12 protein-coding genes, 2 other RNA genes and 1 pseudogene are annotated in these 21856 nt (G+C 65.7%); 9 read left to right on the forward strand and 6 right to left on the reverse strand.

Translation table 11 applies throughout. The features are described from left to right. Window positions 1–83: 83 nt before the first annotated feature. The 5 genes from VC212_RS09455 (at window position 84) to VC212_RS09475 (ending at window position 9900) form a co-directional block, all read left to right on the forward strand. Window positions 84–7160 carry an Hpt domain-containing protein gene (locus tag VC212_RS09455; RefSeq protein ID WP_323515447.1) on the forward strand — a complete coding sequence of 2359 codons (7077 nt, stop codon included), beginning with the start codon at window positions 84–86 and terminating at the stop codon, window positions 7158–7160. A gap of 7 nt (window positions 7161–7167) precedes the next feature. Next, the gene (locus VC212_RS09460; RefSeq protein ID WP_323515495.1) at window positions 7168–8355 is read left to right on the forward strand and encodes a chemotaxis protein CheB; all 1188 of its coding nucleotides are present in this window, start codon (window positions 7168–7170) and stop codon (window positions 8353–8355) included. Window positions 8356–8388: 33 nt separating this feature from the next. After that, a complete protein-coding gene (locus VC212_RS09465; protein ID WP_055849215.1) occupies window positions 8389–8868 on the forward strand; it encodes a chemotaxis protein CheW in 480 nt (159 codons plus the stop codon). Between the two features lie 297 nt (window positions 8869–9165). Beyond that, window positions 9166–9738 carry a GNAT family N-acetyltransferase gene (locus VC212_RS09470; protein WP_323515445.1) on the forward strand — a complete coding sequence of 191 codons (573 nt, stop codon included), beginning with the start codon at window positions 9166–9168 and terminating at the stop codon, window positions 9736–9738. A gap of 86 nt (window positions 9739–9824) precedes the next feature. After that, window positions 9825–9900, forward strand: a non-coding RNA gene (locus tag VC212_RS09475) — sX9 sRNA. 4 nt (window positions 9901–9904) lie between these two features. On the opposite strand, the gene VC212_RS09480 is transcribed toward VC212_RS09475, so the two are convergent. Genes VC212_RS09480 through VC212_RS09490 form a run of 3 tightly spaced genes read right to left on the reverse strand, consistent with a single transcriptional unit; the run spans window position 9905 to window position 14099 of the window. Next, window positions 9905–11710 (reverse strand): hypothetical protein, encoded by a 1806-nt coding sequence (locus VC212_RS09480; RefSeq protein WP_323515444.1) that lies wholly within the window; start codon window positions 11708–11710, stop codon window positions 9905–9907. After that, the gene (locus VC212_RS09485; RefSeq protein WP_323515494.1) at window positions 11707–12279 is read right to left on the reverse strand and encodes a sigma-70 family RNA polymerase sigma factor; all 573 of its coding nucleotides are present in this window, start codon (window positions 12277–12279) and stop codon (window positions 11707–11709) included. Before VC212_RS09485 ends, VC212_RS09480 begins: the two co-directional genes overlap by 4 nt. Before the next feature lie 29 nt (window positions 12280–12308). Continuing rightward, a complete protein-coding gene (locus VC212_RS09490; RefSeq protein WP_323515443.1) occupies window positions 12309–14099 on the reverse strand; it encodes a VWA domain-containing protein in 1791 nt (596 codons plus the stop codon). 414 nt (window positions 14100–14513) lie between these two features. Here VC212_RS09490 and VC212_RS09495 point away from each other — a divergent pair. From VC212_RS09495 to VC212_RS09505, 3 genes are all read left to right on the forward strand, one after another. Further along, window positions 14514–14588, forward strand: a non-coding RNA gene (locus VC212_RS09495) — sX9 sRNA. A gap of 139 nt (window positions 14589–14727) precedes the next feature. Further along, complete coding sequence (locus VC212_RS09500) at window positions 14728–15792, forward strand: N(4)-(beta-N-acetylglucosaminyl)-L-asparaginase (RefSeq protein WP_311238658.1); 1065 nt, start codon at window positions 14728–14730, stop codon at window positions 15790–15792. Between the two features lie 23 nt (window positions 15793–15815). Beyond that, complete coding sequence (locus VC212_RS09505) at window positions 15816–16535, forward strand: copper homeostasis protein CutC (RefSeq protein ID WP_323515493.1); 720 nt, start codon at window positions 15816–15818, stop codon at window positions 16533–16535. 593 nt (window positions 16536–17128) lie between these two features. Here the strand turns inward: VC212_RS09505 and VC212_RS09510 are convergent. Further along, the gene (locus VC212_RS09510) at window positions 17129–18199 is read right to left on the reverse strand and encodes a sialidase family protein (protein ID WP_323515442.1); all 1071 of its coding nucleotides are present in this window, start codon (window positions 18197–18199) and stop codon (window positions 17129–17131) included. A gap of 393 nt (window positions 18200–18592) precedes the next feature. Between VC212_RS09510 and VC212_RS09515 the strand changes: the two are divergent. Continuing rightward, window positions 18593–18912 (forward strand): annotated as a pseudogene (locus tag VC212_RS09515) (RebB family R body protein). A 65-nt stretch (window positions 18913–18977) separates the two neighbouring features. Here VC212_RS09515 and VC212_RS09520 read toward each other — a convergent pair. Together VC212_RS09520 and VC212_RS09525 are read right to left on the reverse strand one after the other, a co-directional pair. Further along, on the reverse strand, window positions 18978–19181 hold the full coding sequence (locus VC212_RS09520) for a hypothetical protein (protein WP_115528640.1): 204 nt from the start codon (window positions 19179–19181) through the stop codon (window positions 18978–18980). 606 nt (window positions 19182–19787) lie between these two features. Further along, window positions 19788–21629: a beta-galactosidase family protein gene (locus VC212_RS09525; protein WP_323515441.1), complete on the reverse strand. Its 1842-nt coding sequence runs from the start codon at window positions 21627–21629 to the stop codon at window positions 19788–19790. Window positions 21630–21856: the final 227 nt, after the last annotated feature.

A 21856-nucleotide genomic window follows, 5' to 3' on the forward strand; every position in this document is an offset into this window, starting at 1 on the left:
ATGGCGCGTAGTCGCATTACGTCGATGCAGGAAGTGACCGGTGACCGCGCAAGCGGTGAGCCGGCCGTTGTCAGGGGGCTGCAATGAGTGCGCTTCGCGATGCGATGAGCCACGCCGCACTGGGCTGGGTCAAGCCGGAGCTGGACGAAACGTTGCGCCAGGCGCGCAACGAGATCGAATACTTCGCCGAAGAACCGTCCGATACCAGTCGGATGCGCCTGTGCGCCGGTTACCTGCACCAAGTGCAGGGCACCTTGCGCATGGTGGAGCTGTACGCGCCGGCGATGGTGGCCGAGGAGCTCGAGCTGCTCGCCCAGGCCGTGCAGGCCGGCGAAGTGGCCGACCGCGACGAAGCCTGCGCCATGCTGATGCGTGGCACCGTGCTGTTGCCCGATTATCTGGAGCGTCTGCAGAACGGTCACCGCGATATTCCGATCGTGCTGCTGCCGCTGCTCAATGAAATCCGCGCCACTCGTGGCCAGCCGGGTCTCAACGAGAGTGTGCTGTTCGCATTCGACCCGCAGGCCGGTGTTGCCACCGAAGCCGAGCTGGATCACGCGCGCGGCAGCCTGTCTGGCCGCAACCGCGAACTGCTCGACACTGTCGGCAGTGCGGTCAAGGAAGAATTGCTGCGCGTGAAAGACGCGCTGGACCTGCACCTGCGCACCGGCGGCGACATCGCCGAGTTGCAGACCCAGGTCAAGGACCTCGGCAGCGTTGCCGACACCCTGGGCATGATGGGCCTGGGCGTGGCACGCAACGTCGTCGTGCAACAGCGCGATGCGCTGGCGCGCGTGGTCGATGGCCAGGTGCAGATGGACGAAGGCGTGCTGCTGGATATCGCCGGCGCGCTGTTGTACGTGGATGCGTCGCTGGACGATCAGGTTGCCAGTCTTGGTGCCGACATCGGCGACGGCAATGAGGCCGGCAACAGCGCCACCTCGGCGGAAGTGCGCCGCACCGTGGATGTGCTGGCGCAGGAAGCGATCGCCAATTTCGGTGCGGCGCGCGAGCATTTCGTCGCCTTCATCGAAACCAATTGGGATCACGCGCGTCTGACCGATGTGCCGCATTTGCTCGGCGAAGTCGGTGGTGCCTTGCGCATCCTCGAACTGCCGCAGGCCGCCGATTATCTTGAAGGTGTGCGTCGCTACGTCGATCTGGAGTTGATCGGTAAGCAGCGCGTGCCCAGCGGCCGCCAGCTGGATACGCTGGCCGACGCGATGGCCAGCCTGGAGTACTACCTGGAAGCCCTGCGCGAGCGCCGTCCCGGCCGCGAAGAGATTCTGGACATCACCCGCAACAGCCTGGAAACGCTGCGGTATTGGCCGCTGCCGTCGGGCCAGCCGTCCGAATTGCCGGTCGGTGCCGACCAGCCGGGCAACGTGGCCGAGTCGCAGCCGGTCGCTGCGTCGCTTACCCAGCACGCCGGCACGCCGGAAGCGGCGGCCAACGATGCGGCGCCTGTCGCGTCGCTGGAATGGGCCAACGAAACCGTGGTCGAAACGCCGTTCGCGGCCAGCGTGGTGCATGACACCGGCGCTGCGGCCACCGATACGGTGTTCTCGTTCGACCCGGTGGCCGCGGAAGAAACCCTCTCCGGGCAGGCGCACGTGCCGTTTACGGTTGCGCCGCTGGATCTGTCCGACGACGGTGCGCACGCGCCCGGTGACTGGCAGCTGCAAACCACCGAACAGACCACACCGATCGCCACGTCCGCGTTCGACCCGGTGTCGGCCGAGCAGGACAGCCACGCGCCGAGCGAGGCCGCACAGGTCAGCTACACCGTGGATCTGAGCGCGCTGGAACAGGAGCAGGCCGCTGCGCCTGCGGTGGCCGAGACGACGCCGCTGCACATCGAGCAGATCGATCTGCCGGGCGATGCGGACCAGACCGACGCGCCGCTGGATTTCATTGCAGAGAACGAAGCGCGCCGCGCGCAGATCAGCATCGACGATGCGTTCTCGCCGCCGCCGGCTCCGCCGCAGGAACTGGACGATCCGTTCGTCGAGTCCGCGCCGGATGACGCACAGGATGCGCCGACCGACGCCACTGCCGAGCAGACCGCTGCGCGTGTGCAGCAGGCGACCGTCAGCGAGTTCGAACTGGACGATGCATCGTCTGCCTTCCTGGCACAGCTCGACGCGGCCGCCGCGCAATTCGACGTGGAGCGTCCGCAGGATGCATCGGCACGCAGCGACGCAGCGTCCGACGCCACGCCGGTGCAGGCCGCGAGCGAACCGGCTCTGGCCGCTACTGCCGATGCCGATGCCGGCATTTTCGGCGGCTTTGGCGACAGCGATATCGACGACGATATCCGCGATGTCTTCCTGGAAGAATTCGACGAAGAGCTGGTCAACCTCGGGCAGTTGCTGCCGGTCTGGCGCGCTGCGCCGAATAGCCCGGAACATCTGCGCCCGATCCGCCGCGTCTTCCACACCTTGAAGGGCAGTGGGCGTCTGGTGGGTGCCAATGTGCTCGGCGAGTTCAGCTGGAAGGTCGAGAGCATGCTCAACCGCGTGCTCGACAACTCGCGCCCGGCCAGCCCGGCGGTCGTGGCGATGGTCGAGCTGGCCTACGAGGTGCTGCCGCAATTCAATGCAGCGCTGCGCGACCAGGGCCGCATCAGTGCCGATCTGCCGGAAATCCAGGCGATCGCCGAGCGGGTTGCCGCCGGCGAAGAGATCTATTACGTGCCCGCCCCGGTCACGCCGGTGGCGGCCGAGACTGTTGCGATTCCTGCGATTGCCGGTGCGTTTGTCGCCAGCGGCGGGACCCCCGCATCGGTGGACAGCGTGCTGCGCGAGATCCTCGAAGCCGAAGTCGCCACCCATCTGGAAACGGTCAACGCCTGGTTGCAGGCCACCCAGGCCGAGCCGCAACTGGCAACCGAAGAATTGTTGCGCGCCGTGCACACCATGAGTGGCGCGTTCGCGATGACCGATGTGCCGGAAATCACCTTGGTGACCTCGCCGGCCGAAAGTTATGTCAAGCGTCTGCTGGGGGCGTCGCAAACGCCATCGCAGGACGGGATCGATGCGATCACGGCCACGGCCGCAGCGATCGCCACCACGGTCACCGCACTGCGCGCCGATGCGCCGTTGATTCCATCGTTTGCGCCCCTGACCGAGCGCTTGCGCGCGTTGGTGGACACGCTTCCCGAAGCGCAGTGGCCACCGCAGGCGTTCCTGGACGAACTGGACGACCTCGACGCTGCCAGCGATGAAGTTGCCGCCAGCGAAGCGGTCGAACTCACCGGCGTGGAAGATCTGTCGCAGTACCTGGACTCCAGCGCACTGCCGGCCGATACCGCCGCACCGACGCATCTGTCCGACCAGCCGCAAGACGCCGACGCACACGCCGAGGCACCGATTGCGGTGGACGAGCTGGCCGAGGCCGAGGCAGACGAATCGCTGCAAGCACCTGCAGCGAGCGATGCACACGTCGCAGCGCTGGAGCAGGACACTGCAGATGCCGCGTCCAGCGATGGCGCCGCAGCGGTGACGCACACAGAGCAGTCCGAACAGCTGCCTGGCGATGCCGAGCAGCACGACGAAGCGGCCTCGCAGGCCGCCGAGACGCACGACACCTCCGATGAGCCGGCGGTCGAAGCCGACGCCTGGGATGCCACTGAAGTGCAGCACGCCGAGGCAGCGGAAACGGCGTTGCAGCCTGCAGACCATGCCGAAGCTGCAGCGACCGAAGCGGACGTCGCTTCCGATGCAACGCCTTCCGCTGCGTCCGACGCGGCAGAACATGGCACGCACGCAGACGATGCCGTTGCGGTAGACGAGCTGGCCGAGGCAGAAGCCACTCTGGGCGAATCGCAGACGCTTGCGCCAGTGGCCGATACCGACACGGTTGCAGACGAAGCGACTGTCGAAACCATCGACGCATTGGAAGCAGTGCACGCCGATGCGCCGGTCGCCGACGAAGCGCCTGCCGCAATCGCCGAAGACTGGACCCCGGAAACCGCGGCGCTGGACAGCGTCTCGACCGATCAGGAGGGTCAGTACGCCGATCAGGGCCACCTCGACCACGTTGCTGCGTCGTCCGAGCATGACGTCGGTGCGCAGGATCAGCAGGCCGAGCACGTCGCAGACCAGGGCTCAGAACACGCCGAGTCGCTGCAGGCGCACGACGCCGATGCACAGGTCAGCGAACAGGAACAGCACGCCGCGCAAGCGGACGAGCACGCAGGGTCGCAAGGCCATGCGGACGCCGAGCAGCTTGCGCATTCCGAGGCGCAGACGGCGTCCGACGCACCGTCGCAGTCGGACGCGCAAGGCGAATCGAGCGAGCAGCTGGATGCGATCGAACAGGCGCAGCCGGACCAGCTGTCGCACGACGACGCGTTGACTGCCGAGACTGTCGACGAAGCCGCGCAGGCGGACGTCGAGCATTTGGACGCAGCGCACGCAGAGGCCGAGCATGCCGACGCGCAGCAGGCCGAGACGGCGCAGGCCGATGAGGCAGTGTCGGAGCAGACCATCGAGTCGGTGCAGGCGTTCGAAATGGCGCATGCAGCCGATCAGGTCGAGGAATCGGGTGACCCGCAGTCCGAGATTGCACCCGAGTTGTATGACCAGATCGCGACGGCCGACGCCGATGCGCAGCATGACGACGCGACCGCAACGCGCGATCAGCTCGAACATCCGGAGCATGCAGAGCATGGCGACGCCGGCGAGCATGCAAACCACAGCGCACCCGACACCCAGCACGCAGACGCCGAGCATGAAACCACCGCCGCCGCGGCCTTCAGCGCACCGGTGGAGGACGCCGCGCCGGTCGAGACGGCCACTAACGAAGTGGGCGCCGCGTTCGATATCGGCCCGCTCAACTTCGACCGGCTCGATGGCGAGCTGATCGACATCTTTGTCGAAGAAGGCCGCGACCTGCTGGACCATTGCGATGGTCTGATCGCCCGCATGCGCGAAGTGCCGGAAGACCGCGAGGTCCTCAACGGACTGCAGCGCGATCTGCACACGCTCAAGGGCGGCGCGCGCATGGCCGGCATCAACGCCATCGGCGACCTCGGGCATGCGATCGAATCGCTGCTCGAAGCGGTGGCGGCCAACCGTACCGACATCGATCGCGACGACGTGCGCTTGTTCGAACGTGGCTTCGACCGATTGCATCAGTTGTTGACCCGCACCGGCATGCACCGCGCGGTGTCGATGCCGACCGACCTGGTGGAAGCATTCGAAACCCGCACCCGTGGCCGCGATGCCGCCCCGCCCAGCGACGCCGATGTCCGCGCGATCGCCAAGGCGTCGGTGGAGCAGGCACCGTTGTCGGCGCCGATCCCGGTCGAAGGCCAGGTCGAAGAAGAGTTGATGCCGCGTGCACAGCAGGAACAGGTGCGCGTGCGTGCCGACCTGCTGGACCGTCTGGTCAACCATGCCGGCGAAGTGGCGATCTATCGGTCGCGCCTGGAACAGCAGTTGGGTGCATTCCGTGGCGCCATGGGCGAACTGGATCGCACCAACGCCCGTCTGCGCGACCAGTTGCGGCGTCTGGATCTGGAAACCGAAGCGCAGATCGTGGCGCGCTATCAGCGTGAGCAGGACCAGGGCGATCGCACTTTCGATCCGCTGGAACTGGACCGCTTCTCCACCCTGCAGCAGCTCAGCCGCGCGCTGAACGAATCGGCCGCCGACTTGGGCGGTCTGCAAGGTGTACTGGAAGACCTCTCGCGTCAGTACGACGGCTTGCTGCAACAGCAGTCGCGCGTCAGCTCCGAGCTGCAGGACGGCCTGATGCGTGCGCGCATGGTGCCGTTCGACGGCCTGGTGCCGCGTCTGCGCCGTGTGGTGCGCCAGGCGGCCAGCGAGACCGGCAAGCAAGTGCATCTGCTGCTGGAAGGCACCCAGGGCGAACTGGACCGCAACGTGCTCGACCGCATGGTCGCGCCGTTGGAACACATGCTGCGCAACTCTGTTGCGCACGGGCTGGAGACGCCGGAACAGCGGCGCGACGCAGGCAAGCCGGAAGAAGGCAACATCGCGATCCGGTTGCGCCGCGAAGGCTCGGAAATCGTGCTGGAAGTGGCCGACGACGGCGCCGGGCTGGACCGCGAGGCGATCCGTCGCCGTGGCGAGCAGCGCGGCCTGATCGAACCGGGCCAGGAGCTCAGCGAGGCCGAACTCGATGGGCTGATCTTCGCCTCCGGTTTCAGCACCTCCGAACAGGTCAGTCAGTTGTCCGGCCGTGGTGTGGGCATGGACGTGGTGCGCAACGAAGTGCGTCAGCTCGGCGGCTCGGTGGACATCCACTCGGTACGCGGGCAGGGCGTCACCTTCACGCTGCGCCTGCCGCAGACGTTGGCGGTCACCCAGGCGGTGTTCGTGCGCATCGGCGAGACGACGTTCGCGGTGCCGGTGGGTTCGGTCAGCGGTATCGGCCGCATCTCGCGCACCCGTTACGAGTCGGGCGAGGGCGGTTACCACTACGCCGGCGAGGAGTATGTGCTGCACGATCTGGGCTCGCTGGTCGGCCAGCCCGTTGCACGTGCCGATGGTCAGGCGCAGGTGCCGTTGTTGCTGGTGCGTGCGGGCGATCTGCGCGCGGCGGTGGCGATCGATCAGGTGCTGGGCAACCGCGAAATCGTGGTCAAGCCAGTAGGTCTGCAGATCGCCTCGGTGCCGGGTATCTACGGCGCCACCATCACCGGCGATGGCCGCGTGGTAGTGATCCTGGACGTGGCGCCGCTGGTGCGTCGTTACCTCAGCCAGCCGGCGCGTCCGACGCTGGAAACCCCGGCCGAGGCGCAGCGCCAGGTGCCGTTGGTGATGGTGGTCGACGACTCGCTGACCATGCGCAAGGTCACCAGCCGCGTGCTGGAACGTCACAACCTGGATGTCACCACCGCCCGCGACGGCGTCGAGGCCCTGGAACTGCTCGAAGAGCGCGTTCCGGATCTGATGCTGCTGGATATCGAAATGCCGCGCATGGACGGCTACGAGCTGGCCACCGCGATGCGTGCCGACCCACGCTTCAAGGCGGTGCCGATCGTGATGATCACCTCGCGCAGTGGCGAGAAGCATCGCCAGCGCGCCTTCGAGATCGGCGTGCAGCGCTACCTGGGCAAGCCTTACCAAGAGTTGGATCTGATGCGCAACGTGTATGACCTGCTGGGGATCGCTCGTGTCCGAGACTAATGGCGCAATGGGAACTCCGGTCGCCCTGCTGGGCCGGCCGGGTGAGGCGCGCGAGCGTCTGCGCGAAGCGCTCGGCCTGGCCGGTGCGCAGGTCGTGCTGGAAGACGAACCGTCGGCGGTCGACGTGCAGATGCTGCGCGATGCCGAGCCGGTGGCGGTGCTGGTTTCGCTGGAACCGTCGATCGAAGACGCGCTGGAAGCGTTGGAGCCGGCCTTCAACATGCCTGGCGTGACGGTGATCTTCGACGAAGCCGAACTCACGGTGCGCCGCGAGGGCTGGGAAGCGCAGCGTTGGGTACGCCATCTGGCCGCCAAGCTGCACGGCCACGCCGATGTGTTGCCGCCGGGCACCGAAAGCGAGCCCTCGCTGCAACCCGAGCCGGGCCTGACGCTCGCCCCGCGCCAGCATTCGGACCTGCAACTCGATCAACATCTGGAAGCGGCCGCGCATGCCTTCGAAAGCATGCCGGGTGATGCCATGTTTACGCGCGCTGTCGATCACGCGCAGACGCCTGCCGCTGCCGACAAGCCGAGTACGACGCTGGGCGATTCCAGTACCTGGGGTCTGGTCGACGAGGTTGCCGTGGTGGTGCGCCCGCGTACCGAAGTGGACGTGGCAGCGCTGTCGACCGGCGGCTTGTCGCTGGTGGATCTGGAACACAGCGGCGAAGTGACCGGCGCGGTGCTGGTGATGGCCGGCATTGGTGGGCCGGATGCGATCCGCCGGCTGCTGGCGGCGCTGCCGCCTAACTTCCCGCGTGCGGTACTGGTGCGCATGACCCTCGATGGCGGCCAGTACGGCAACCTGGTGCGGCAGATGGGGCGCGTCTCCGCGTTGCCGGTCGAGCTGGGTGAGCCGGGACAGGTCGTTTCGCCGGGCAAGGTCTACGTGTTGTCCGACGAAATTGGCCTGCAGCAGCACGCAGGTGCACTGGCCTTCGTGGCGCATAGCGATCCTGCGGCGCTGATCGCGGCGCTGCCGGCCACCGACAGTGCAGTGCTGATGCTCAGCGGCGCCAACGAGACGCTGGTGGATGCATCGCTGGCATTGGCCGAGCAGGGTGGCTGGTTGGCCGGTCAGTCCGCCGACGGTTGCTACGACCCGGCCGCTGCGGCGCGCCTGGCACGACAAGGCATTTTGACCGGCGATCCCGCGCAGTTGGCGCAGGCGTTGGCACAGCGTTGGCCGGCGTAAGCCGGGCGCTCCCTCTCAGATCGGAATGGTGCGATGAGCTACGCCAACAATGACGAAATCCGCGGCGTCCTGATTCAGGCCGGCACCGAGCGGGTGCTGCTGCCGAACGCCACGGTGGCCGAGGTGATGTCGCGCGTGGCAGTCGAAGCGCTGCCGGACATGCCGCGCTGGGTGGTTGGGCGCATCGACTGGTACGGCTGGAAGGTGCCGCTGCTGTCGTTCGCACGCCTCAGCGGCTTGGGCGACGAACCTACGGCCGTCAACAACAAGGTGATCGTGCTGAAGGCGCTGGGCGGCAATCCCGTGCTGCCGTACTTCGCGTTGCTCACTGCCTCGTTCCCGCAACTGATTTCGGTGCCGCGCGACGGTTTGCTGGCCGACGCCTCGGAAGACGCGCTGCCGGACGGCGTGCACATGCGCGTGTTGCTCGGTGAGCAGAGCGCGCTGCTGCCGAATCTGGACGCCATCGAGTCGCAGGTGGCGCAGGCGCTTGCCTCGGCTGCCGCCGCCTAGAGCAGCTGGCACAGAGACACCGCAGCCGTCGGACCGGCGTGTGCGGTGCTCTCCTTCGGCAGGGCGTGCGCGCAGAGTGCAGCCTCTGTGTGATCTCCAGATCCAAGCGGGACATGCACGCAGCGTGTGGATCGCCGCGCTTGAAACGACTGGAATCCAGGCGATGCGTCTGCGGTCACGTGCATGCGTGAGCGCGGCGGGTGGATGGTTCGGCGTCAGCGTTGCGGCTTTCGCATCGCGCTGCGCAGCTGGCGCTGATCGATACGATGCGCGATATCGCGATTGTAGAGTGACGTCATGAGCCTGCCCGCCTTCAAGCCCGTGTGCCATGCGGACGGTGTGGTGTTGTCCGATCTGGCCAACGCCGACCCCGCCGCAGTGGCCGACTATCACGCGCGCAACCGCGGCCATCTGATCGAGGCGATGCCGCTGCGGCCGCCTGCGTTCTACACCGTCGAAGGCTGGCGCAGGTTGTGCATCGCCTACCGCGCGTCGGTGCCCGGTGAGCGCGAACTGCAACTGGTGCTGTGCTCCGGGCAAGACGTGATCGGCACGGTGGGCTTCACCCAGATTCAGCGCGGGGCGTTTCAGGGCTGTCATCTCGGCTACGGGCTGGATGCGTCCCATCAGGGGCGCGGTTTGATGCAGTGGGCCGCCACGCAGGGCATCGCATTCGTGTTCGGGCCGCTCGGGTTGCATCGGGTCATGGCGCAATACGTGCCGGACAATGTGCGCAGCGCGCAGGTGCTGGCGCGGTTGGGCTTCCAGATCGAGGGCCGCGCGCGACGCTATCTGCAGTTGAACGGCGTCTGGCGCGATCATGTGCTGACCAGCCTGCTGCGCGAAGACGGGGAGTTCGACGTGGAGTGAGGTGTGCCGCATTCTGCTGGCGATAGCGGATGCTTGCGATAGCGATAGCGCGGCATCGACCGGCGCGACCGATGGTCTTAGTCGACATGGATCACTTTGACACTGCGATTCCTGTGCGCCGTCCACAGTCGCCTGCCGTCTGTTCGCTACGTTTTGTTGGCTGCACTCACTTCGGTTGCGTTGGGCTCACCGTTTCGACGCGCACGCGGTCTGTTGGCAAGTGTGGGTCGCGGGCGATGTCCAGTTGCGCCGGTACATTGCGCTTGCTGTATGCCTTGCGCAGTTGATCGAGCCACTGTCGGAACGCGTTCGCCTCGGGATCTGCCGTCCAGATGTGCAGCTGCACAGGCCCACGTTGTCCGGCAGGCAGCGCGTGGTCGAGCCACGTATCCGGCGAGGTCGTCAACGCAAGCAAGTGCACCGGCTTGGAAGATCTTGCGGCATCGCCTGCAGCGCTGGCTTGCGGAGCAGCCACTGTCGATACCGGCCCGGGAGTCTGCGCTGCGGTGTGTTCTTGCACGCGTTGTTGCGTGGCAGCGTCTTTCTGCAATGGTGCGCGTTTGATCGAGGGCGCACGCGACAGCTGCGTATCCTGAGGCGCCCGGGAGACCACTGCAGCGGCTAGCGTGGAGTGCGCAGAGTTCCCCGCGTCCAATTGCCCGAATGGCTGCATGTCGTTTGCCGGTGTCGCAGCGGCAAACGCAGGCGCCGCTGCCGGCTTCGCGTTGTTGCGTGCGGGTGCCTGCGCGGCATTGGCGGTGTTCGGCACAGCGGCGTTGCGATTTGCGGACGGAGACGGCATCTCGGCGACTGATGCGCTGACGGACGGCGCAACCGGTGCAGGTAGCGCTGGCAGCGCGAGGTCGGCGGCAGGGGCTGCTGCGATTGGCGCGGGTTCGGAAGGTGCCGCGGCCGGCGCCGGGGGAGCCGGAACGACAACCAACGACTCCACAGGTTGCGCGGGCGCGGGCATCGGCGGTGGCGCAAACGCTGGCGGCGGTGGGGCAGCAGCGGGTTGACGCATGCGTTCTTCGACCGTGCTATCAAAATCTGTTGACGCTGACGCTGACGCTGACGCTGACGCTGACGCGGGCGCGGGCGCGGGCTCTGGCTGCGGGATCTGAGACAGCGGTGCCTGATTGTCCGGGGCCGATCTTGTTTGCGATTCCGCTTCGGCCTGGGCCTGGGCTTGATCGGCTGGCACAGCCGCAGCCGGCGCAGCCTCCATCGATGTTGTCGGCGGCGTAGTCGCTTGCCATTGCAGGCCGACGCCGACCGCCAAGGTGACCGAGGCCGCCAGCGCCAATGCCGGCATCCAGCGCTGGCGTCGTGCGCGACGCGCGACAGGGGGATGCGCGCGCGTTGCATCGGTTGCTTGTGCTGCATCGACGGTCTGCGCGGCATGCGAGGTGATCGGTGACGTCGCTGCTACCAGCACTGGAGCCGGCGACGTATCACCTGGTGCAACGCTGGAGGACGAGCGACTCGCCGTCTGCGTCGCCTCCACTGGCGCAGTGCCATCACCCACAAACGTATCGGCGCCATCGTTCTCCCGCAACGCAGGCGCGGCGACATGCGTGGCTGTGGACGTCACCGGCAGCTGCTGCTGCAACCACGCACGCGTGCTGTCGTGTACCTGCGCACCCAGTGCCTGCGTCGCGTCGTCGCCGTCTGCCAGTCGTGCGTGGATGGCCGCGCGCTGTGCGGCCTGCGCCTGCTCCGCCTGCGCGGCAGCCGCAGCGAAGATGGCGCCCATCGTCGCCGGTGGCTCGAACTGCAAGGTGTCCGCTGCGTCTGTCGATATTGTCTGCGCCGATCCAGGCTCAGCGGTATTGCGCGTGCTGTCGGCCTGCGCAGCGGCCTGCGCAAACCACGCTTGCATGCGGTCGGGCGGCGCGTAGGCCGGCAATGCACCTAGCAAAGAGGCCAGGCCATCTTCGCCAGCAATAAAACGCTCGAATAGTGTGCTCACTGCGCGGCGTCCAGGCTCAGGCGCAACTTGGCAAACGCATAACGCAGCCGGCTTTTGACGGTCTCGAAGCCTTCTCCGACCACCTGTGCGATGTCTTCGATGGCCAAACCTGAGAAGAACCGCAGCACGACCACTTCGCGTTGTGCATCGGGCAAGGCCATCACCGCGCTGCGCACACGATGTTGCTGCTGGCCCAGCATTGCCAGCTGCTCGGTGGACAGGTCGTCGTCGGGCAGGTGCAGATGGCTGTCGTCCAACGGCACCGAGGTGGCGACGTAAGCACTACGACGCGTGTCGATCCACGCATTGCGCGCGATCTGGTATAGAAAACTGCCGAAGGCGGCTTGCTCGGGGCGGTAGTCGCTGCAGCGGGTCATCAGCTTGAGCCAGGTCTTCTGTGCCAGGTCTTCGGCCTCGCCGACATTGCCCTCGCACTGCCACGCCAGAAAATTGAACAAGGCACGGTTATGCCGCTTGAACAGCTCGGTGGCGGGCTGTTCGACAAAACCATTGGCGACGAGGAGCATGAGCTCCTCGTCGGGGAGATGCGCAAGATCGGCAGGATGCATGCGCGCAGTATAGGCAACCGCTGTGCGCATCAGTCGGTGGTGGCGACCGGCCGGCTGCTCAGCGTTTCGGCCTGCTGCACCATGCGCAGGAAGTCGGCGCGATAGCCGAAGCGGTCCTTGCCGATGCTGCCTGCTGCCAAGGCGCGCAGCTGCGGATAATCCCAGCCGTGCAATTGGTTGCCGCCGCGCAGGCGTTGGCCGAAACCAGCGACCGCTGCTGCAAACCGGAACGCGTCGCTGGAGGCATTCAGTGCAACCTGCTGGTCGCTGCGGATGACGGTGTCGAGCAGGCGGCTGCGGTGCGCGTCCGGCAATTTGTAGCGCAGCTTGAGATGGGCAAGCTCGTTGCCGTTGTCTGCGGCCTGGCGTTTGGCTTTAGTGGCATAACGTAGCGGGTCGACCGAGGCTTCACCGCGTGCGGGGGTGATTTCATACAGCGCGGTGACGCTGTGGCCTGCGCCGATGTCGCCAGCGTCGACCTGGTCGTTGTTGAAATCTTCGCGGCGCAGTGCACGGTTTTCGTAGCCGATCAGGCGGTATTCCTGCACGGTGGCCGGGTTGAACTCGACCTGGATCTTGACGTCGCGCGCGATGGTTTCCAGCGTGGCGCCCAGCTCGTGGGTCAACACCTTGCGCGCTTCCAGCGGCGAATCGATGTAAGCGTAGGCACCGTCGCCGGCGTCGGCCAATTGCTCCATCAAGGTGTCGTTGTAGTTGCCGGTGCCAAAGCCGAGCGTGGACAACGCCACACCGGAACGGCGCTTTTCGGCCACCATGCCCTTGAGCGTATCGAAGTCGGTGACGCCCACATTGAAGTCGCCATCGGTAGCCAGCAGGATGCGGTTGATGCCGCCACGCAGATAGCTCTGCTGCGCTGCCTTGTAGGCCAGCTCGATGCCGCTGGCACCGGCAGTGCCGCCGCCCGATTGCAGGCTGTCGATGGCTTCGACGATGCGTGCTTGCTGATTACCTGACGTGGGCGGCAACACCACGGCGGTGTTGCCGGCGTAGGTCACCAAGGTGATGCGGTCCTGCGCGCGCAGCTGGCGTGTCAGCAGCTTGAGCGAGGACTGCAACAGCGGCAGCTTGTCGGGCGCTTCCATCGAGCCGGAGACGTCGACCAGGAACACCAGGTTGGCTGCCGGCATGGCAGACGCGGCGACATCGCGGCCGGTAATGCCGATGCGCAATAGCACGCTGTTCTTGTTCCAGGGCGTGGGCGCCAGTTCGGTACGCACGGCAAACGGTTGGCCGTCGCGGGGTGCGGGGTCGTCGTAGCGGAAGTAGTTGATCATCTCTTCCACACGCACTGCATCGACCGGCGGCAGGCTGCCACTGGTGAGATAGCGCCGCACATTGCTGTAGCTGCCGGTGTCGACGTCGATGCTGAAGGTAGACACCGGATTGTCTGCGGCCTGCACGACCGGGTTGTCGCTGAGGGTCTGGTAGGTTTCGCGATTCTCGGCCGGTGTTATCGACGCAATGGGTGGTGCGGGCATGGACCGATCCGGCAGTGCGTGCTTGGCCATCAGCGTGGCCGCAGGTGCTTGCCGCGCAAGTGCGCCATTGGCACTCTGCGGCGCCGCGGGTGCTGGCGGGCTGGGCGCATAGACCATGTCAGCCTGGCTTGGTTGTATCGGTGCGGGATCCGCGAGCACGGGTGGACGCGCGGGTTGGGGTTCGGGTTTGGCTGCGGGCGTATACGCGATCTCGCCGGTGTAGGGGGGCGATGACGGCGGGTCGCCAACGACGGGTGCGGTGGGTTCGTGCGAGCAGGCGCTCAGCAGCAGGGCGAGCGCGAGAAGGCTGTGACGTGGCATGGGAATCCTTTGCGTGGCGATGACGAAGTGGGTAACAACCAGACAGCCCGAGGTCGCCGTGCACTGCGCCTCTGTAGGTAAAACGGGCCAGCGCGGAAAATGGGGTTAACTGAAGAAAGATTTTTTGCGATGGGCTTGCGATTGGGTTTGCGATGGCTGGTGCTGCTTCGTTGCTGCGGCCTGCGGACGTCTGGTCCGCCCACCGAAATCCCTTTCCTGTGGGCAGAGGTTCGTACCTCTGCGTGATTGCCGGGAGGTCAGGAGGTCTGCTGGGAGGCTGGGGTCTCTACCAGCCGGACGTCGGCGTACCGCACCGGATAGGACGCGCAACAACTGCACGCCAGCCAGAGAGGGAGTGGCTAACACAACGACTTCGCTCACCACCAGGCGGGCACGACCGGTGCCCGGTGCGGCATGCCACTCGTCCACTCCGGCTCTGAGCGCGCCATCCACGCCTACCTGACGACCACTCGCTACTTTTGGCCAGCCGCGCTAAGCCAGGCGCGGTTGTGCATGGATCCGCACCGGTTGCGCACGGCAATGCGGTTTATCCGCAGCCAGCGCTGTCGCATGATGGGAGGCTGCGGCGCAATGCGCGGCATCTGTTTCCGTCATGGAGTTCGCCTGGATGATTCAACGTCGTCATTTCCTCAAGAGCGCCACGCTGGGCGCCATTGCTTCCGGCCTGGCCGGGTGGGGCGCGCGTGCGCAGGCCGCCGCGAAATCCACCGCAGCAGCACGCCCTGCGGCCTTGCCGGCGGGCGCGGCGCGAGTGATCTCGACCTGGGATTTCGGCGTGGCCGCCAATCAGGCCGCGTGGCAAATCCTGAGTGCCGGCGGTATCGCGCTGGATGCAGTGGAAGCGGGCGTGCGCGTGCCAGAAGCGGACCCGACCAATCCCACCGTCGGCCTGGGCGGGTATCCGGATCGCGACGGTCGAGTGACGCTGGATGCCTGCATCATGGATCACCTGGGCAATTGCGGCGCGGTGGCATCGCTGGAAGATGTGGTGCATGCCATTTCGGTGGCGCGCGCGGTGATGGAAAAAACCCCGCACGTGATGCTGGTCGGCGATGGCGCGCGGCAGTTCGCGTTGGAACAGGGCTTTCCGAAGACCAAGCTGCTCACGCCCAGCTCTGAAGCAGCGTGGAAGCAGTGGTTGAAGACGTCCAGGTATTCGCCCGAAGCCAATGTGGAAAACCGTGCGTGGCGCGACGCCAAATTGCCCGGCGGTAAAGACAACCACGACACCATCGGCATGTTGGCGCTGGATGCGCACGGCAATCTGTCCGGTGCCTGCACCACCAGCGGCATGGCGTGGAAGATGCACGGCCGGGTTGGCGACAGCCCGATCATCGGTGCTGGCTTGTACGTGGATAACGAGGTGGGCGGCGCGACCTCCACTGGCGTGGGCGAAGAAGTGATTCGTAACGTGGGCAGTTTTGCAGTGGTGGAAATGATGCGCCAGGGCAAGTCGCCGGCCGACGCCTGCCGCGAGGTGGTGATGCGGTTGATCCACCGCAAGCCGGAACTGACGCGCACGTTGCAGGTCGGGTTTTTGGCGATGAACAAGCGTGGCGAAGTGGGCGCGTTTGCGATCCAGAAAGGCTTTAGCTACGCGGTATGCGATGCGACGCGGCAGGACCTGCTGGTGCCCGGCGAAAGCCACTACACCCAGGAGCCTGCGGCATGAGCGCAGCTGACAAGTCGGTGGCGATGGGGCTTGAGGTGGCCGCCGATTCGGTGGGCTCGGCGCTGGCCGCGCAGCAGGGCGGTGCGATGCGTGTCGAACTCTGTGGCGGGCTGGATGGCGGTGGCTTGACGCCCTCGTTCGGCACGCTGGCGGTGGTGCGTGAGCGGTTGCAGATTCCGCTGTATGTCTTGATTCGCCCGCGCGTGGGCGACTTCGTGTTCGATGCCGCCGAGGTCGAGGCGATGCAGCGCGATGTGGAGCAGTGCGTGCGGTTGGGCTGCGATGGCGTGGTGCTGGGCGCGCTGGATCGGCACGGGCAGGTCGATATGGCCACGATGCGTGTGTTGATCGAAGCGGCCGGATCGCTGGGCGTGACCTTCCATCGTGCGATCGATGTGAGTGCCGATCCGGCACGCGTACTGGAAGACGCGATCGCGCTGGGCTGCGAGCGCGTGCTGACCTCGGGCGCGCGGGCGAGTGCGTTGGAGGGCATCGACACCATCGCTGCGCTGGTGGCGCAGGCCGCCGGCCGCATCGGCATCATGCCCGGAGCCGGCGTGTCCGAGCACACCATTGCAGCCTTGCGTGCGCGGACTGGCGCGCATGAATTTCATGCCTCCTTGCGCGGGCCGGTGGCCGCACAGGTGCATGCGCCGCATGCCTACATCAGCGACCTGGGTGGCGATTACCAACGCACGGATGTGGAGCGTGTGCGGCGTCTCGTGGCGTTGCTGCGCGGGTGAGTTGCGCGTGCGTTGTGCGCAGCTGATGTGCTTTATCGATGACAACATCTCACGCTGCGGGTTGGGCAGCAGTGCCGCGAGCGGGGGAGGGGTCGTAGATTGTTTTGCCTTCTTTCTGGGGAACATTGACGCGTAACAGACCATCAAGGGCAATGCCGATGTGCCTCTTTCCCGCTGGGAGAAGTGGGCGGGGTAATGAGGGTACGAGGCGATCGGCCGGTACCAGATCGCAGCGCGCTGCCTGCGTTAACCCCATTATCTTCTTGAAGCCGGCAGCGCTTGCAGGCACTCGCCCAACGTTGCAACGCGCGTGTTCACCAGGCAACGCCAAGCTACGCCGTACCCTCATCCGCTCCTGCGGGGCACCTTCTCCCGAGGGGAGAAGGGACCAGACTCCGCTGCCCTCGGCAGAGCCCCTCTCCCCTCGGGAGATGGGTTGGGGCGAGGGTCGTTACGTTCGCGGTTTACCTGCCGCAACCAGCATTCAACGTATTTGAAGTGACATTGAAAACACAGCAGACAGCGCGCAACACCACGGTAGTGCTTATCGATAGCGACTCCGACGCAGCCGCATCCACCGCGCTTGTTGCGTGTTATTCGCCGCCACCAAGCCGCGTCGGATCGACCACCACATGCTTGATGCGCTGACGCTTCCAGGTGTAGCTGATGTGCACCAGCCCGTCGCGGGTCTGGATCACCGCCGGATACGAAAATTCGTCTTTTGCGCTGTCTTCCAGCGTCAACACGTGCTGCCAGCGCACGCCATCGTCGGACACCGCCACGGCCAGGGTGCCGCGCCCGTCCCACCAGTCCTTGCCGGCAATACCGGGGTTATAGACCAGGAGCGAGCGACCATCGCGCAGCGTCACCGCATCGGTGCCGGAGTTGGGGTTTTCCACATCGAGCAACTGCATCGGCTGCCAATGCAGGCCGCCATCGTGCGAAAACGTGCTGAAGAGTTTGTTCTGCTGGCTGCGGCCCAGCGCCTGCAAGCGGCCATCGCTGTGCAGCAACAGACTGGGCTGGATCGCACCGATCACGCTGGGGTCGTTGAGCGGCATGCCACGCTGCCAGTGCTCACCGTCGTCGTCGCTCCATTCGAGATGCGCACGCCAACCGCGATCTTCGCTGCTGCTTGGTGCCAAGATGCGCCCGCTCGGCAGTTGCACGGGTTTGTTCTTGATCGGCCCAAGGATGCCATTGGGCAACGGCTGTGGCGCAGACCAATGCGTTCCATCGTCGGCTGAGGTCAGGCGCAGCCCCCACCACTGCCGCGGGTTGGGGCCGAGCTTGTAAAACAGCTGCACCGGACCGGTGGTCGATTGAAACAGTACCGGGTTCCAGGCCGGCACGGTCGCGCCCTGCTTGCCGGCACGCGTGCCATCGGCGATGCGACGCGGTGGCTGCCAGTGCTGTGCGTCGCGCTGGGTCAGCCAGATGCCGACGTCGGCCGCGCCTTCGTACGCGCCCCCGAACCAGGCAGCCAGCAGGCGGCCATCGCGGGTCTCCAATAACGTGGAGGCATGCGCCTGCGGGGTGGGTGACGGGTCGGCAATGAACTCGCTGAGCACGATCGGCGAAGGCGGCGAGGCGGGCGTCTGTGCCCCGGCGATAAAGGCGGCAAGGCTGGCAATCAGGCCAATCAGCAGGCGTGGCGAAGCCATCGTGGTCCAGTCCTGTGCGGATTTTAAGAATACCTATTTATTATCTCTTAAATACCATGTGCTCTGGTCATCGCAGGCGTCCTTGGTCGCCGCCTACTGCGAGCCCCCGCGATGTCGTCACGCCCGCTCTGCCCGTTGCGCTGGCTGGCCGCCCTTGGCCTCAGCGCGCTGACCCTGCCTTGAGCCATTGCGCAAAACGTTGCCGAGGTGACTGCGACGTGCATGGCGAAGCTGCGCTGTGAGGTTTCAGGCGCGGGGTTGCACGCCGCTATCGGGAGGGCATGGTGTGTTGTGTCTTGCGGCCTGGTCGGTGTAGCGCGATGCGGTCGACAGCCGCCGAGCTTGGCTGCCGGGGCAGGTAACGCCGTGCGTCCGTTCACTCAGGAGCGCAGCATGGCTTTTCCAACCGCAGTCAACAATCAGATCACCGATGCCGTCACCCAGTCCAACGTCAAGGTCATCGGCGAGGCGCCTGCCATGGCAATGGGCACGATCTACCAGAGCATGGCCCAAGCGGCCGGCATCCTGTTCCAGAACGCGGTAGCGGCGCAGCAGCAACAGAACACGCTGGCGCAGGCCGCGACCAACCAGGGCGTGATGCAGATTTACGGTGTGGATACCACGGCGTCAGCCGGTGCCACCGAGACGGTTGCGCAGGCAGGCGTGCCCGATACCTGAGCAGCCTGCTGACGGTGCTCAACGCGTTTGAATAACGCTGCGGGCTGGGCGTTGGCAAGCGTGCACCGCTGTCGGCAGCGGCGCACGCGTCGGGCCGTGCTTAGGCAGCGTTCTCGTCGCGCACCTGTGGCGGCAACAGTGTCTGCGGTTTCTTGGCCGACTGGGTCTGGCACAGGAACGTCATCATGTGCGCCGCTTCGGTGCTGCCCATGGGCTTGCTATGGACCTGCTCTGCAAACGCGTGCTGGGTGTGCTCCGGGGCAACGGAGGTGGAATCTTGGGCAACAACGGTGGACGACGACATGCAACGCTCCTGGAACCTGCAATCAGGCCGTCTACGTAGCAACCAAAGCGCCCCCGTAACGGTGTCAGCCGGTGATCTTGCCTGGAATATGGTCCGCCCGATACCAGGACGGCAACGGGCGGTACAGGTGCACCGGACTTCCAGATAACGGCGCACAAGGCGCGGTCTGAAGGGGCGGCAGTTGAGGCGCCTTGCACCGAGTTGGTTGGCGGTGAGTTTGGCGGTGGCGCAGGGGATGGCGAGCGACGCAGGCTGCCCTGCAGTGCGTGCGGCTTGCCCCGTACCCTCACCCCAACGCTTTCTCCCGAAGGGAGAGGGGCTTTGATTTCCCTTCTCCCCTCAAGAGAAGGTGCCCCGCAGGGGCGGATGAGGGTGCGGCGTAACTTCGTCTGGTTGTCGAACAAACGCTTTGTGGAACGGCACGCTTACCCGCGAACGCTGGTGGGTTTAAAGCGCTGATGGGTTTGACGCGTGCAGCGCCCCTTCATCTGATACATGCGGCCCGCCCAGTGCCCTCACCCCAACCCCTCTCCCGAGGGGAGAGGGGCTTTGAGTTGAGTGTTGCAGTTACTTACCACCTTCTGGATCTGCGCGAAGGTGACGTCATCAGTCCTTCGGCTTGATCCACACCTGCTGTTTCAGGCCGCGCACACTGGGGTTGGCGGTGCTGTCCAGGTCGAACACCACCACGCTGTTATCGCCCTTGCGCTGAAAGGGCGCAGGGAAATACAGCACGGTCTGGGGGCCGATGGACCAATGCCGGCCGAGATTGACGCCGTTGGCCCAGGCGATGCCCTTGCCGAAGCCATGCATGTCCAGATAGGTGTCGGTGGGCGTGCCGATGCGCAGGCTGCCGCGATGGAACGCCGGGCCTTGCACGGGCTTGCGGGTCCAGCCGCGGATGCTGTCGGGCGAGCGCATCGGTAGCGGGAAGGCCTGCCAGCCGGTGAGCTGCTGGTTGTCCAGCAGCACCGGGTCGATCAGGCCGGCGCGGCCATCTGCCATGCGCGTGCCGTAGTTGATGCGACCGCTGTTTTCGACCAAAACGTCCAGCGTGTGTTCGCCCGCCGGGATGTCCACGTCGGTGGAGACCTGCTGCAGCCGACGTTCGACACTGCCGACCGGCTTCTTATCGACATACACCCGCGCCAGATCGCGCACCTCGCCCAGATACAGCGCGCCCTTGTGCGGGCCGGTGATGGTGGTGCGGTAGAGGATGTAGCCGTAATCCTGGCCGAAATGTTCCATCGGTTGCGGAGTGTCGATGGCGATTGGTGCGGGCAGGTTGTCCCACAGCGACGCAGATTCGCGCAGTCGGGTGTCCGGTAGTGCGGCCATGGCGATCGGTGCCGGCAACGCGGGCGGTTGCACGCCGGTGACGCGCGCGATGGCATCGCGCATCAATGCGAACTTGGGCGTGGGCTGGCCGGCTTCGTCGAGGATGGCGTCGTAGTCGTAGCTGGTGGTCTGCGACGCGTAATGGTCGCTGGGATTGCCCTGGAAATTGGCGCCATTCATGAAGCCGAAACTGGTGCCGCCGATGAACATGTAGAGGTTGGCCGAGTGGCCCTGGCGCAGGATCCACTCCAGTTCTTCGGTCTGCTGTTTGGCATTGGTGCTGGCGTGCGGCGTGCCCCAATGGTCGAACCAGCCGGCCCAGTATTCGCCGACCATGCGCGGTTGCTCGGGACGGAACTTGATCAGTTTGTCGAACGCGCTCTTGGCTTCGCCTGGCGCAAAATTCACCACCGCCAAGGTGTCCGGCAGGGTGCCGTTGGCGAGCATGTCGGCACCGTCGGAGGTGAACAGTAGCGCCTTGTCGAAGCCGGCCTTGACGAACATGGCGCGGTTGTCGGCCATGTAGGCATGGTCGTCGTCGTAGGAGCCGTATTCGTTTTCTACCTGCACGGCGATGATGGGGCCGCCGTTGTGGTTGAGCAGCGGTTGGACCTGTTTTGCCACTGCATCCAGGTATGCCTGGCTGGCGCCGAGAAAGCGCGGGTCGCGGCTGCGCACGCGGATGTTGTCCTTACCGAACAACCACGCGGGATAACCGCCGGCTTCCCATTCGGCGCAGACGTAAGGGCCGGGGCGCAGGATGACGTTGAGGCCTTGCGCCGCGGCTTCGCGGACGAAGGCAGCCACATCGTTGTTGCCAGCAAAATCGAACTGGCCTTGCTGCGGTTCGACCAGGTTCCAGAACACGTAGGTCTCCACCGTGTTCAAGCCGAGCGCGCGCGCCTTTTGCAGACGGTCCTTCCAGTACGCGCGTGGAATGCGCTGAAAATGGATGGCGCCGGAGAGGATCTGATACGGCTTGCCGTCGCGCACGAACTGCGTGCCCTGCGTGCCGACGCTGGGCCAGCGCTCGGTGTCGGCGGCAATGGCGGTGACGGGAAGCGCGAACGCGAGGGCCAGGACGAGGGGGCTGAGGGTGGTGCGCAACATGGGCGATTCTCGGCGGTGACGCATGACTGGTGACAAGCGTGGTGAATGGGGTGTTGGGTGGGGCGGGGTGCGGGTGGGGCCCTCATCCGCCCTTCGGGCACCTTCTCCCGCTTGCGGGAGAAGGGAAAGGCAAGACTCCCGCTTGCGGGAGAAAGGAAAAAGCGGGTCTCCCGCTTGCGGGAGAAGGGAGAAAGAATCTTCCGCTTGCGGGAGACGTGGACTGCAAT

Source organism: Xanthomonas sp. WHRI 8932A, assembly GCF_035012785.1.
In the GTDB taxonomy this organism is placed as follows: Bacteria; Pseudomonadota; Gammaproteobacteria; order Xanthomonadales; family Xanthomonadaceae; genus Xanthomonas.